This window comes from Thermosyntropha sp., from assembly GCF_017656155.1.
Classification (GTDB): Bacteria; Bacillota; Syntrophomonadia; order Syntrophomonadales; family Syntrophomonadaceae; genus Thermosyntropha.
Map to the genome: position 1 here is coordinate 87,382 of NZ_JACDOH010000004.1, position 14,044 is coordinate 101,425.

11 protein-coding genes are annotated in these 14,044 nt (G+C 36.8%); 3 read left to right on the forward strand and 8 right to left on the reverse strand.

Annotation, left to right across the window (positions count from 1 at the left end; all coding sequences use genetic code 11):
- Positions 1 to 209: 209 nt before the first annotated feature.
- From H0Z36_RS05335 to H0Z36_RS05350, 4 genes are all read right to left on the reverse strand, one after another.
- Positions 210 to 1,028 carry a hypothetical protein gene (locus tag H0Z36_RS05335; RefSeq protein ID WP_296864216.1) on the reverse strand — a complete coding sequence of 273 codons (819 nt, stop codon included), beginning with the start codon at positions 1,026 to 1,028 and terminating at the stop codon, positions 210 to 212.
- A gap of 135 nt (positions 1,029 to 1,163) precedes the next feature.
- Positions 1,164 to 1,934, reverse strand: a complete 771-nt coding sequence (locus H0Z36_RS05340) for an enoyl-CoA hydratase/isomerase family protein (RefSeq protein ID WP_296864217.1) — start codon at positions 1,932 to 1,934, stop codon at positions 1,164 to 1,166.
- A 178-nt stretch (positions 1,935 to 2,112) separates the two neighbouring features.
- Positions 2,113 to 3,462 (reverse strand): HAMP domain-containing sensor histidine kinase, encoded by a 1,350-nt coding sequence (locus H0Z36_RS05345; protein ID WP_296864218.1) that lies wholly within the window; start codon positions 3,460 to 3,462, stop codon positions 2,113 to 2,115.
- 89 nt (positions 3,463 to 3,551) lie between these two features.
- The gene (locus H0Z36_RS05350; protein WP_296864219.1) at positions 3,552 to 4,223 is read right to left on the reverse strand and encodes a response regulator transcription factor; all 672 of its coding nucleotides are present in this window, start codon (positions 4,221 to 4,223) and stop codon (positions 3,552 to 3,554) included.
- A 248-nt stretch (positions 4,224 to 4,471) separates the two neighbouring features.
- Between H0Z36_RS05350 and H0Z36_RS05355 the strand changes: the two genes are divergently transcribed.
- A complete protein-coding gene (locus H0Z36_RS05355; RefSeq protein ID WP_296864220.1) occupies positions 4,472 to 4,780 on the forward strand; it encodes a CBS domain-containing protein in 309 nt (102 codons plus the stop codon).
- Between the two features lie 116 nt (positions 4,781 to 4,896).
- Positions 4,897 to 5,457 carry a transferase gene (locus tag H0Z36_RS05360; RefSeq protein ID WP_296864221.1) on the forward strand — a complete coding sequence of 187 codons (561 nt, stop codon included), beginning with the start codon at positions 4,897 to 4,899 and terminating at the stop codon, positions 5,455 to 5,457.
- Positions 5,458 to 5,501: 44 nt separating this feature from the next.
- Here the strand turns inward: H0Z36_RS05360 and H0Z36_RS05365 are convergent, their stop codons facing one another.
- Positions 5,502 to 6,287, reverse strand: a complete 786-nt coding sequence (locus H0Z36_RS05365) for a hypothetical protein (RefSeq protein WP_296864222.1) — start codon at positions 6,285 to 6,287, stop codon at positions 5,502 to 5,504.
- 255 nt (positions 6,288 to 6,542) lie between these two features.
- On the opposite strand from H0Z36_RS05365, the gene H0Z36_RS05370 reads away from it, so the two are divergent.
- The gene (locus H0Z36_RS05370) at positions 6,543 to 6,941 is read left to right on the forward strand and encodes an OsmC family protein (RefSeq protein WP_296864223.1); all 399 of its coding nucleotides are present in this window, start codon (positions 6,543 to 6,545) and stop codon (positions 6,939 to 6,941) included.
- A gap of 76 nt (positions 6,942 to 7,017) precedes the next feature.
- On the opposite strand, the gene H0Z36_RS05375 is transcribed toward H0Z36_RS05370, so the two are convergent.
- The 3 genes from H0Z36_RS05375 to H0Z36_RS05385 all read right to left on the reverse strand — a co-directional run bounded on the left by H0Z36_RS05375 (position 7,018) and on the right by H0Z36_RS05385 (position 13,831).
- Positions 7,018 to 9,450 carry a sodium-translocating pyrophosphatase gene (locus tag H0Z36_RS05375; RefSeq protein WP_296864224.1) on the reverse strand — a complete coding sequence of 811 codons (2,433 nt, stop codon included), beginning with the start codon at positions 9,448 to 9,450 and terminating at the stop codon, positions 7,018 to 7,020.
- Between the two features lie 360 nt (positions 9,451 to 9,810).
- Positions 9,811 to 11,835 carry a DEAD/DEAH box helicase family protein gene (locus tag H0Z36_RS05380; RefSeq protein ID WP_296864225.1) on the reverse strand — a complete coding sequence of 675 codons (2,025 nt, stop codon included), beginning with the start codon at positions 11,833 to 11,835 and terminating at the stop codon, positions 9,811 to 9,813.
- A 1-nt stretch (position 11,836) separates the two neighbouring features.
- Positions 11,837 to 13,831: a site-specific DNA-methyltransferase gene (locus tag H0Z36_RS05385; protein WP_296864226.1), complete on the reverse strand. Its 1,995-nt coding sequence runs from the start codon at positions 13,829 to 13,831 to the stop codon at positions 11,837 to 11,839.
- Positions 13,832 to 14,044: the final 213 nt, after the last annotated feature.

Below are 14,044 nucleotides of genomic sequence, written 5' to 3' on the forward strand. Positions count from 1 at the left end.
TAAAGTTTAAACCATGCTAATAGAAAACATTTGGACAGTTTATAACTCTAGATTATGATGTTTATCTTTATGTTTATATACGGAATTTTAAAGTATAAATAGTTCATATTATCCATCAAAATAAAGAAGGAAAATATTGAAGGCCAGAGTACACAATCGGCTCAAAGGCAGGATTTTAGAAATCAAGGTTGATAGGGTTATACCCTAAATTACATTCCCGATAAGCTATCCTCCAGCTGTTCGAAATTGCCCTTTACCACTTCAGTTTTCCAGACCAAAAGCATACCCTCTTTATTTTCTATCACCTGTTTTAAATCATACAGGGAGAATTCCACCTGATTTAAAAGCTTAGCATCTGCCTGTTTTTTCTGCACTTTAAGCATATTCCAATATTCCAGCATAGCCGGCAAATGTTTTCTTGCCTTATCAAAATCCCTATTCTCTGCTAGAGTTGCGGCAGTTAAAGCTTCGTATTTCACCATATAAAAATCAGCTGGCACAGGAACCGCAAAAAAACGCGAAATATCTGCATAATGTTTATACATCTTTAAACCAGCCAGCAATGCATCAGCCTTGCTTTCCTCCTGAACTGCCTTTCCCAATTCATCCAATCCTTTTTGAAAATTCTCCCGCTCACTCTTATTTATCCCCTCTTTTACCAGTTCAGGTTCTAGCATGTTCCATTCTCTATACATCCTACCCAGCAATTCCTTTTCTTTATTTAATCCCATTTCTGATCCGAATTTTTCAGATTTAGTTTTTTTATCTTGTCCTCCTTCATCATTAGCAGATTCTTTTTCCTGTTTCTTTTTAGCTTTTAACTCTTTTTCTTCTTTAACTTTCTTCATCAGCTCTTCATTTATTTTATCAATATCAGAAATAATCTTTTTCAAAGACGAAGGTGCTTCAGGTTTTTCTTCCCTGAGTGGCTTTTTAGAAGCTCCTTTATCATCAGAATTTAAGCAACCGGCTAAAAAAAACACACAAAGCAAACCTGTAATAAAAATATTCCAGTATTTTTTATTCACCAGGCTCTCACCTCTTTAATTTAAAATGCAAATCAAACCATACTTATCTTTTCCCAGAGTCAAACAATAAATTCTTTGTCAAATAAAAAAAGAACCCTTTTTAAAAGGGCTCTTCTAGTCAGATTTTATCAAAAACTAGCTTATAGCCGCCTTAACTGCCTTTAAAGTATTAATTACATTTTCATCAGTAAACGTTTTAATCAAAAGATCAAAATCATAATTGTCTATAAAATTACGCATATACTCAGCATACGGCTTTCTTTCCAGATACTTAAGCAATATAAAAGGACGACCCGGAGTATCAATAAGACTGGTTACTACTTCTTTAGCTCTTTTTATAAGGGTTTCTTCATCTTCTGCCAGCTCATCAAATATACCTCTTTCTACACAAAATGCCGGACTTACCAATTCTCCTTTAAAGATTATATCCCGGAAATTCTTTTCAGAACCTAAACCAAAACGCATTATTTCCCCTTCAGCCGGAGTCAAAGATAAGCCTATCTTAATTTCTGTCATCCCTATCTTTATTTTGGGATGATTTTTGGCAATCTTATAGTCACAGGCCATAGAAACAATCATACCTGCTGCAGTAGCATGTCCGTTTATCGCCGCTACTACCGGCTTAGAACAGGTAAAAAGCTTATATAAAATTTCTTCTTCATATTGGAACCAATCGACAATAGCTTCAGGACTTTCAAAAGTAGTAAAAGTCTCTAAATCAAACCCCCCGGAAAAATACCGTTCCTGCCCAGTAATTATAATTCCTTTAAGCTCTTCTTCATTATTCACACGATCAATGGCCTCTTCCAAGCCTTGTAAAGTCTCCCGGCTTATTGAGTTTACCTTGCCATTGCAGAAGGTGAATATTATAATGTTATCTTCTACCTGACTTTCATATGCAGCCATTTTAAAACCCCTCTCCTTAAACTTAAATAAATCGCACTATATAAAATAAAACCTCTACCTCATCTAAGTCATTTTTACCTACCCCCTCAATAAATAAGTATCTCTAATTATTCCTCATTAAATAATTTTATTCGTAAAAATCTCGATAATTCCTGCAAAAAATTTTTTAAATCTAAAATTAAGCTAAATCCAATTCAAACCAGAACGAAACCCCACCTTCTACATTATCAACCCCGTAAAGATTTCCATCCAGCTCCTGAATGGCCTTAACTACTGCTAAACCAAGACCGGTTCCTCCATAAGCCCTGGTTCTCGCCTTATCTACTTTATAAAAGCTCATGAAAACTTTATCCAAATCATCTTCCGGTATATGCTGCCCCGAATTATATACCGAAATTCTCACTTTATCTCCTCTTTCCCAAGCATTTATTTTGATAATTTTATTTTCATCTACATGATTAAGGGCATTATTTATATAATTGGTGATAATCTGTTCTGTCCGCATATAATCAGCACAAACTTCCAGGTCTTCCGGCACATCAACTACAAGCTTTATTTCTTTTTCTCTAAACAAGGGGTGATACTTGTGCAAAATATCAGAAACAAAGAGAGATAAGATAAACCTTTCTTTTTCCAGTTCCATATTGCCCGATTCCATCTGAGCAAGATCTAGAAGTTCGCGCACAAGTTTATTCATCTTTTCTGTTTCTTCCATTATAACCTCACAATAAAAATTTTTGTCTTCTTCGCTTTCTGCCACATTAAGCTTAAGCCCTTCCGCATAACCGCGAATTAATGCAAGAGGTGTTTTAAATTCATGAGATACATTATATATAAATTCTTTTCTCATTTCCTCTATCCGACGTTCTCTTTCAATATCATCTTTCAGCTTTTCATTAGCTTGTTTCAAATCTAAAATTGCCTGATTAAGCTGATCCGAAAGGGAATTAAGGCTTTCAGCCAGCTGTCCCAGCTCATCTTCTCTTTTAACTTCACACCGGCGGCTAAAATCTAACTTGGCCATCTGCCTGGCTATATAATTCATTTCTAAAATCGGATGGGTAAACCTGCGTGCCCATAAGAATATAAGGAAAATTCCTAAAGCCAAACTTACCGAAGCAGAAAATAGGAAAAACCTGTTGGCTATCCCTGCACTCTCCTCTATAGCTTCCAACGGAGTGCTTAAAACCATAATATCCCCGTTATTCAAGGCATAAATTATATTCAAAAAATTAGTTTTAAGCATAGGATCAGCAACAATCGCAAAAATCTCTTTATCTTCCGAAGTCTTATAGGCATTCAATAAAAAACGCAGTTCTCTTCTCATAGGCATATGTCCTATGCCACCTCTGGTAGCATACTTAGGGCGCAAATGGCTATCTAAAATAAACAGGGAAAGCCCTCTTCCCCTCTCTAAACTTTCCAGTTTCAAATCTATATCTTCCAAATCCCCGGTGTAAAAACTATCTATGTCCAAAGCTATATCCTTTAAAAGTTTTTCTTTCTGTTTAATATAAAAATCCTTCATATAGTTAGTATTTAGAAACCATGAAAAACTGACAAAAAAAATTCCCCATAAAATAAAGCTTATAAAGAGCTTAAATGTTATAGACCTTCTCATTTTTCCCCCTCAAATCTATAACCTATTCCTCTGACAGTTTTTATATACTCCCCCTTATCTTTAAGTTTCATGCGCAGCTTTTTTATATGGGTATCTACTGTCCGCATATCACCATAATAATTTATATCCCAGACCGCATTTAAAATCTGCTCCCTGCTTAAAGCCCTTCCTTCATTTTCTGCCAAATAATTAAGAAGTTCAAATTCTTTTAATGTAAGCTCTACCCTCTCTCCATTTACCTCCACACGACGAGCATTTTCATCTATTTTAAGGCCTTTAAAAATCTTAACCGCTCTATTCTCTCCCCCCGCTCGCCGCAAAAGAGCCTTAACCCTCGCGGTTAAAACCAGAGGGCTGAAAGGTTTGCTTATATATTCATCTGCTCCCAGTTCAAACCCAAAAAGTTCATCTTCTTCTCCATCCCTGGCTGTAAGCATTATAACCGGTAACCTGGATCTTTTCCTAATTTCGCGCAAAACAGCCCAGCCATCATATTCCGGCATCATTACATCCAGAATTATCAAGTCAATATTTTCATCTTCTTCGAAAATTTCTAGTCCTTCCTTTCCATTCTTTGCTTCCAGTACTTTAAAATTTTCTCTGCTCAAAAAGTCACTTACCAGCCTGCGAATACGCTCCTCATCATCTACAATTAAAACCTTTTTCAAACAACCTCCCTCCTCGTTATTCAATAATTCCAAACAATAATATTTTAACCTGTTTTTGTGTCTTTACTGTGAAGGACAAATAAATCAGGAAATGATTACATATATTGTAGCCTAAACTTAATTACAATAAGTATAATTAATATAGATTAAACAATCAGGGGGGCTTAAAATCATGCTAAATGAAATAATAAATAAAGGTTTTATCAAAATCTATCCTGAACAAACAGTTGCTTTTTTCTCTATCCGAAATGGAAAAGCACAAAAAAAGCGTGGCAGTAGTAGTAGATGAAAATGACCAGCTGCAGGGCATAATAGTCAAAGCCGATATATACAGGTTCTTGCGGCAACCCGGGCATTTTGAAGATTACCCAGTCCAACTGGCCATGACCAAATCGGTAGTAACCGTAAATCCGGAAGATGATATAATAACTGTAGCCAAAATCATACGGGAAAACAATATATCAGCAGTTCCGGTAATAGATAATAACAATAAAGTAGTTGGCTTAATAGGGCTGGAAGACATAGTAGATTATTTAATACAGAAATCTCAAATATAAATAATATCTTATAGCAAAACTTTTCCTTTTCATAATAAGTTATTTTTAAACAAGAAACAAAAAAAAATAATAATCGTCACATATTTTAATTTTTTAGTAGAAAGGATAGAGTTAGAGTGAGCGCCAACATTCGTCTAAATCCTTTTAAAGATCAACCAACAATTGACCCTTCCAGTTATGTCGACCCATCAGCAGTCATCATAGGGGCAGTAACTATCGGAAAAAATTGCTACATCGGGCCACATACGGTTATAAGAGCTGATGAAGTAGATGAAAAGACCGGCAAAGTTGCTCTTATAATTATAGGTGATAATGTAAATGTACAAGATGGAGTAATAATACATGCTCTGGCCGGCACCAAAGTAGAAGTAGGACCCAACTCCTCGTTGGCACACGGTTGTATTGTTCACGGACCCTGCACAATTGCGGAAAACTGTTTTATCGGCTTTAGGGCCATTGTATTTAAAACCTCTATCGGTAAAGGAAGCATGGTGAAACACGGAGCAATAGTAGAAGGTATTGATATTCCAACCCATAAGCTGGTGCCAACTGGAGCAATCATCACTAATCAAGATGACCTGTTCAAACTTAAAGAAGTAGGTCAGCTAGAAAAAAATTTCATGGAAGAAGTAGTTAACACCAATATCAGACTAACAAAAGGATATAAAGAAATATAAAAAAGAGAGCCTTTTTATTTCAAAAGGCTCCCCCAATTTATTTCTTAACTGTTTGAAGCGTAAAAGCAATTGCCAGGACATCTGCCCTGTCTGCCTTTTCCCATTCCTCTGCCAGCCTTTTCCGGGCGCAGGCTTTGAGCTATATCAGCTGCCTGGTCCAAAGTAATTACACCTTCATCAACAAGTCCCCTTAAAATCTGCGGTTTCTCCCGATTTTTCACATATTCTCTCCACTCTTCCCGGGGCATCTGCTGTCTTTTAGCTATTTCAGCTTGCCTTTCCTTCATCTCTTCTTCCATTTTGGCTATAACTGCATCAGCCTGCTCCTGAGTTATAGTCCCGTTTGCCACCAGCTCTTTCAGCCTTGTTTCTACTTCCTGTTTTCGCTGTTCCTGACGCAGTTCTTGCATTGCTTTCATAATGTTTTCTGCCTGTTCAGAAGTAATTATACCTCTTTCTACAGCTTCACTCAAAAGCGGTTTTTTAGCCTGTCTTTCATCCCTTAAAGCCTGCCGCTCTTCAGGAGACATTGAAGCAGCCTCTTTAAGCCATGCTTCGCGTTCTTGTATCCGCTCAGCAGCCATACTTTTAATGCTTTCCGCCTGTTCAGCTGTTATAACCCCTTCGCTTTGCAGCTTTTCCAAAGCACCGCTAATCTCCTCTTCGGGCATTCCTTTCTTTGCCCCTTTAAAATCCCCTGAAAAAGCCTTTCTGGCCCCAAAAAAACCGGGTGAATCACCAGCAGCTATTGCAAAACTTCCAGCACCTAAAAGTAACCCTCCAATCAATAAAATTCCCAAAAAACCAGTTAAAAAACCTTTCTTTTTCATAATTTAAAATACATCTCCTTTCTTTTTTTATTTTTCTCTCTGCAATTATATTGTAGTCCACTTTTGTGAAGCTTCTGTGAACAAAAAAAGAAAACTTAATCACCACATAAAATTATGTTCACCGGGAGAAACTTTAAAATATACAGAATAAACTTGTATTTTAACACCTTAGGTTTATAATATAGTCAAATGCCTGATTATCATTACTGGTTTACAGGCAAAATTTATCTTTTATATAAAAGGAGGTAATATCTTATGGCAGCTGATCAACCAATATTAGCCGAAGTTGCCTGGCAACATGAAGGAATAAAAAGCATAGCCGAGGTGGCAGGTCAAAAGGTAATCATGGATTCTCCGGTAGAAAGCGGCGGAACCGGTGAAGGTCCGACTCCCCTGCAAATCCTCCCTGCTTCATTAGGCGGATGCATCATCGCAATGATTGCAATAGTCGGAAAAAAGAAAAGAATGGAAATAAATGATATTAAAGTCAAGGTGGAAGCCAACATAGAAAATGGAAATGTAAAGGAAATAAAATACCAGGTAAAAGTAGATGCCAACGCTCCCGAAGACCAAATTGAAAAACTCATTGAACAGGCAGCAGCCATATGTCCGGTTAAAAATGCCCTCGGCATACCTGTAACACGTATAATGTAGTCCAGACTTAAACTTCATAAAAAAACCGGGGATTTTAAAAAATCACCCCGGTTTTTGCTTTTGAATATTTTTCCCTCTACATCTCTTTTTCAATGCGCATTCTGTAGAAAGTGCGCCATACAAATATCAGAGCAATCAGCAAAAATCCTATCCCTACATAAGGAGCTATGTTGCTGAAAGCAGGTGAAATAGCAATTTCCATAGCTAAAAGTCCGAACAAGGTAGTAAACTTGATAATCGGGTTCAAAGCTACCGCCGTAGTATCTTTAAAAGGATCGCCTACTGTATCTCCTACTACGGTAGCATCATGCAGATCTGTTCCCTTTTCCTTGAGATCTACTTCTACTATTTTCTTACCATTGTCCCAAGCTCCTCCGGCATTTGCCATAAATACCGCCTGGAAAAGGCCAAATATCGCAATAGATATAAGGTACGATACAAAAAGAGCTACTGGTGTTGCTCCATTTACAGGAGCAGACAAGCAAGCAAATGCCAAGGCAAAAGAGAATATACCGATGAAAATATTAAACATACCTGCCTGAGCATACTGGGTACAAATCTTGACTACCTCTTTGGAGTTTTCGGTTGCTGCCTTCTGGCTATTAGTATCAAGCTTGATATTGCGCTTGATATATTCAACTGCCCTGTAAGCACCAGTGGTAACTGCCTGGGTAGAAGCACCCGCAAACCAGTAAATTACTGCACCACCACAGATAAATCCAAACAAGGTGTACGGATTGAGCAAGGTTAAAATACTTTCCGGCTGAACCCCCAGCACATTCTTTATAACCAGAATGAGGGAGAAAATCATGGTAGTAGCACCAACTACAGCTGTACCAATAAGCACCGGTTTGGCCGTAGCTTTAAAGGTATTACCTGCACCGTCATTCGCTTCCAGATAATGCTTAGCCCTGTCAAAATCAGGCTTAAATCCAAATTCCTTTTCGATCTGCTTGTCTACTTTAGGAATAGTTTCAATAAGAGAAAGTTCATAGATAGATTGAGCATTATCAGTAACCGGACCATAGCTGTCAACCGCTATAGTAACCGGTCCCATACCCAACATTCCAAAAGCAACTAAACCGAAAGCAAAAATAGAAGGATAAATCATAATCGATTCTAACCCATAACCACTAGCTACATAAGCAATAAACATCAAAACCAAAAATACCATACCAATCCAGAAAGCACTGAAATTACCTGCTACCAAGCCGGAAAGAATATTAAGAGATGCTCCGCCTTCCCGGGAAGCCTTAACAACTTCTTCAGTATGAGCTGATTTAGGACTGGTAAATATCTTGGTAAACTCAGGAATAATAGCAGCACCTAAAGTTCCACAGCTTATGATCGTAGCCAGGACAACCCACATAGACTGCAGTTCAGGAGCAGCATTCGAAACAGGTCCTAACATATAGTAGCTTACTATATAGGTAACAGCAATGGAAAGAATAGAAGTTATCCATACCAGATTAGTCAAAGGCTTTTCAAAGTCCATATCCTGACTGTTGCCATATTTAGCCTGGGTTAAACCCTTATTGATATAGAAAGCAACTACAGAAGTTATTATCATAAGTATACGCATGGTAAAGATCCAGGTTAAAAGCGTAGTCTGCAAAGCAGGAGCTACCGCGAGAACAATAAAAGTAACCAGAGCAACTCCAGTAACCCCATAAGTTTCAAAACCATCAGCAGTAGGCCCTATACTATCGCCTGCATTATCACCGGTACAGTCAGCAATAACACCCGGATTCCGCGGATCGTCTTCTTTAATCCCGAAAACAATTTTCATAAGGTCAGAACCGATGTCTGCAATCTTAGTAAATATTCCCCCGGCTATACGAAGAGCACTGGCACCTAAGGATTCACCGATAGCAAATCCTATAAAGCTGGCTCCAGCCAGTTCCCTGGGCACAAAAAGCAAGATTATGAGCATAATTATCAATTCAACTGATACCAGAAGAACCCCTATGCTCATACCTGCATCTATCGCAATACCAAATACCTTATTTGGTTTTACCTCAAGGCCGGCAAAAGCCGTACGGCTGTTAGCCACCGTATTCATGCGTATTCCATACCAGGCAACCAGATATGATCCCATCATTCCTATAATAGTCCACATCAATATAAATAGAACACCATTCATGCCGGTATGCTGCAGATAACCGAAATAGAAAGCAATACATAAACCTATGAAAACAAATAGAATCAACAGGAATTTACCCTGCTGAATAAGATAAGTCTTGCAGGTTTCGTAAATAGTTTCGGCTACATCCAGCATAGACTTATGAGCAGGATATTTCTTAACCTTGCGGTATTGATACAAACCGAACAGCATTCCCAGAACACATACTACAAGCCCCATCATAAGCAGCTTGCTTTGTTCTGCCGCAAGTTCGGGAAGAACTAAGTTTGCTTCACTAGCCATAGCTAAAGCAGGAGAAAACAGCACCATAAAAAAACCTAAAATACTGCTCCAGCACGCCCTGGCTTTTTTAGTCCAGTTAACCATGTCCAAACAACCTTCCTTTCCATAATTATTTTGACGAACAAAATAAGCGACAAACAACTACAACAGCTTAATCTTTACCACCCCAAGCAGAGAAGAGCAAAGATAAAGGCTGGTGCTTATCCTATCCGGCTTGTTTATTAACCCCTCCTTTCCACGAACTTAATTAGGCTATACTTTTTGCCTTAAAATTTTTATATATTATACACTAAATTTCTTACGATTTCGATATTTTTGTGTAAAGATTTTATGTATTTATAATTTATTTTTTATCTCCAAAAATAAAAAAATCCGTTTTTTGAAAAACGGAACAAATTAACCAGTTATAATAAAATTCAAATATACTCTCGTTCGTGTCAAAATTTAGTCTGTCCTTCTTCCTCTAACCTCTTTTTCTATTTGAGCCAAAACATTTTGACAGATATACAGCTTATCTTCCGGAGTCAGGTTTTTAAACTTGACCTCCGATGTTTTAACCTCTACATTAAGACCTTTTACGCAGTTTATAAATTCCACCGATGATGAAATAAAAGGAAAATAGCGCTTTAAATTATTAAACCTGTAAAAATCAAGTCTAGACATGGCTTTTCTTATAACAGGTAAACCACAATTACCTAGAGTTAAAACAAATGATTTATATTCAATACTCTCTGAATCACCATCTTCAAAAAGATTAATCTCTGTAGATACCAGAGGAGGAAGTTTAACCCTGTAAACTCGGTCAGAAACAAACCTTAAATCACTGCACCCGCAATTTTCCTCTATATCAGATACTCTTCCTTCGTTATATAACTTTTTATCCATGATCTTATCTTTTTCCATAAGTTCGGGCTTTACCCCCTGATTCGGAACAAATCCGGACTGCACAAGGCTTTTGGTTATCTCTTCAATATATTTTGGGTTATAGCAGCTATGGTAGTAAAGCTCTTCAAGGATTCTAAGCTCATTATCAGGTTGGTTATCAAACTTTCTCTTAAAGATATTATTGTCGGAACCTATTTTAAACGGATAGTATCTTGCCCCCCTACCGATAAGCTGCCTTTCTGCTATGGTAGCAGCTCCAGGGATATACTCCCCACTCCTTGTCCATTTTCCATCTCTTTTGTCATATAGCCGAACTATATCAAAAAGGTTTAGAACATCCCACCCTTCATCAAGCATTTTAACAGCAAATACAGCCCTTATTTGGTTGTCTTCGGATTCAAGGGTATTTAACTTTATCTGCCTTTCCCTGTCTATATTCTCTGAATCTAACAAAATACATTTTTCTTCGGAAAATTCTTCTTTTATTTCCTCAGCAAGATTATCCAAAGAAATGCCATGATCTCTGAAAAAAATAAAGGCCTTTTTGATTATTGAATATTCCGCAGGTTCGATTTTCTTAATATCTGTCCCCTTCAGTCCATTTATTTTTTCCCTGAATAACATATAGTTATATTTTGATTCTCGTATGCTCAATGATTTAAATAAAATCACCGGTTTCAGATATATACTATTCTTTTCAGCTATTTTTCTCCTATACTGGCTGAGCACCACAGCCTGCAGCATCCTCTCCCAGTTACCCAGGTTAGACTGCAACACTTTTATATCCTTGGAATAACCATCCTGTCTAAACCTTTTAATATCATATTCGTAAATAATCTTGTCTTTATACTTTTCATAGATTTCTTTATTTTCCATATCTATCGTTGCAGTATATTCCAGCATTATATTATCATCACAGGAATTTAAAATCTTCATCACAGTAGTTTCCCAGGCATTAAGGCCTGCCATCTCAACATTCCCCAGCCTATTTCTTTTTCGCGTCCAGACATTTATGTGATGTGCCTCATCTGAAAGTAAAACAACCTTTCTGTTTTCAAAATCCTCCAGGGTAATCTGATTTTCCCTAAAAAGGCTAAGTTGACTATGCAGTCCCTGGATGGTGGTAAAAATGATGTTTATATCATAATCATTCACATCATCAAAGTTTAGGACTTCACTCATACTAACTTCTCTGCCATCAAACTTTATCTTTTCATTAAAAATATATTTGGGAGAAAGCGGATTCAAAAAGTTTTCCCTGGTCTTTTCAATTATATTTGTGCTGTTAACAAAGAACAAAAAATTTCTGTATCCTTTACTGTAAAGATACAGGATATTTGAAGCCATAAGTAGGGTTTTACCTGAACCTGTCGCCATATTGAAAAGCAAATGAACCGGTTTCTTCTTTTTCGGGTATTCTTCCATATAATGAATCAGTCTGGCTATTGCCTCTACCTGATAATCCCTCAGTTTAAACCTTTGATTCAGGTTTTTCCCTATAAATTCCGGTATACTGTTTTTCTCTAACAGCCCTGAATTTGAAATATTATCATATATTTCACTTAACAGACCTTTACTGGACATGTTAAATCCTCCCGGTCTCATTCAAATCATTTTCATAAAACATTTCATTTAAAACCTTATCTTTATAGCTTATGTTATATATAGCATCATCAATTTCACTATAGTTCACATAAAGATTATTTTTATCCAGTATCTCTGCGAGAATCCTTTTTTGCTCAGGAAAATTCATATTTTTAAACTCTTCAATATTTTCGTCAAACAACAAAGAATCAACCTTATAACTTAAAAAACTGCTTGACTTCATTTCCTGCCATAAATTTATAAGATCATCAGTTGTTTCGGCTTCCCGTATTCTTTCTATAAATACCTCATTAATTTTTGCCAACTCCATGTAAATAAAACTCCCACCCCCCAACCAGCTCACAGATTTAGAAATTCCCGTTTGCTCTCCAGCAATCACATTTTTAAGCCTCGCAAGCGCACTATTCTCACCATAATCAAGCTGTTCTATTCCAATATACTGCCTGCCCATTTTATGAGCTACTGCGCAGGTAGTCCCTGAACCCAAGAAAAAATCCAATACTATATCTCCGGGTTCTGTCACAAGTTCTATAATTCTTTTAATCAGCTTTTCCGGCTTCTTGCCGGATTTAAAGCTGACATTTCCTTCACTTGCGGGAGTTGCCCCAATATCCCACCAAAAATCGCTTATAAGCTTTCCATAATATTTTTTGCCATTTTCTATAACAATTCTTTCAGAAAGTGGAGACAGCATTCCTCCATCATAAACTAAAACAGTTCTTCCATCTCCTGTTCTATATTCTTCCACTTTACCTTTAGACTTGTTTTCCTGGGCAAATTTTTTAAAATTCTTTCCCGATTTCTGAATATCATTTTTCAGGGCATAAATCTTTTCAGCATTTTTTAAACAATACTCTCGAAATTTCAAATAAAACAGATTTTTTTGTTCCTCACTTAAACCTCTTAAAGTTTCCTGCCCAAACATATCTCTCAAAATATTTTTATAAACATCAGTCACAATATATCCTTCCTGATCCTTAACTACTTCCCAGCGATAGCTGTCATTATATTCCGCGGCACGAACGTATAAAGGTTTAAATCTATGCAGCCTGCCGTTTTTAGCATAATATAATATGTGCTCCTTAACTTTAAATAAATGCTCACCTCTCATTACATTCACAGCATTAACTCCACTTTCAGACCCCATCATTACTACAATATCTTCTTTAAAGTTTTCCCTGCCAAAAATTTCATCCATTAAGACCTTTAAATACGCCTGCTCATTATCGTCACACTGAACAAAAATAGCTCCATCTTCCCGCAAGAGATCTTTTGCTGCCTCCAATCTGTTTTTCATAAATGTAAGCCATGTTGAGTGTCTAAAGTTGTCATTATATTGAAATTCATCATTCCCTGTATTGTATGGAGGGTCAATATATATGAGCTTTACTTTGCCTGCAAATCTTTTTTTAATCGAATGAAGTACCAGAAGGTTGTTGCCCTTGATTATCAAATTGTCATTCGACCTTATTTCCAAAACCTCATGCTTGCCTTCCCTGTCAATCCTGAGAAAATTGCAAAATACTTTTGGTTCTAAAAGAACATCTATTTCATCCGGGGCGAGAATTTCGTTATAAAATACTTCCTGCCTTTTTTTAACTGATTTTTCCTGCCCTCCCTCCAGTACACAGTCCTTATAAGGCCATACCAGAACAACATCTTTATTTCTGCTTAAATAGCTGTTATCAACTGCAAGCCCTATTTTATTCTTAAATGCAGTATAAGAGTCGGGAAGAAATTCCTTATTATCCACAAATCTTACAAACTTGTCCCTGTCAAAAACCAGCACCCCGTCTATATTTTTAAAAAAATATGATTTTAGTCTTTCCCGGCTCAGCAGGAGTCTAATTAACGATTCATCCAAAATTAGAGCAGATTCAATAATTTTATTCTTAAGCAGTTTTCCATCAGCAGTATAATCCTTATTCTCACCTAAAAGCCCTTTCAATTCACTAAAGATACTTTGGGAAAGCATATGTGCTCCTCCTGTTTTATAAATTCATCTTATGTTCAAATGTTAGCATATTAACGAGACCCTCCTCTAGAAAATATTAACTATATACTGAATGTGCATCTCCTATATGTAAGAAATATTTTTTACAGGCTTACGCTGCAATACTGTAAATAAAAATAAGGGCGCCAGGTATTGATTCAAATACCTGCGCCCCAACTTTTGACAAAGAAACTA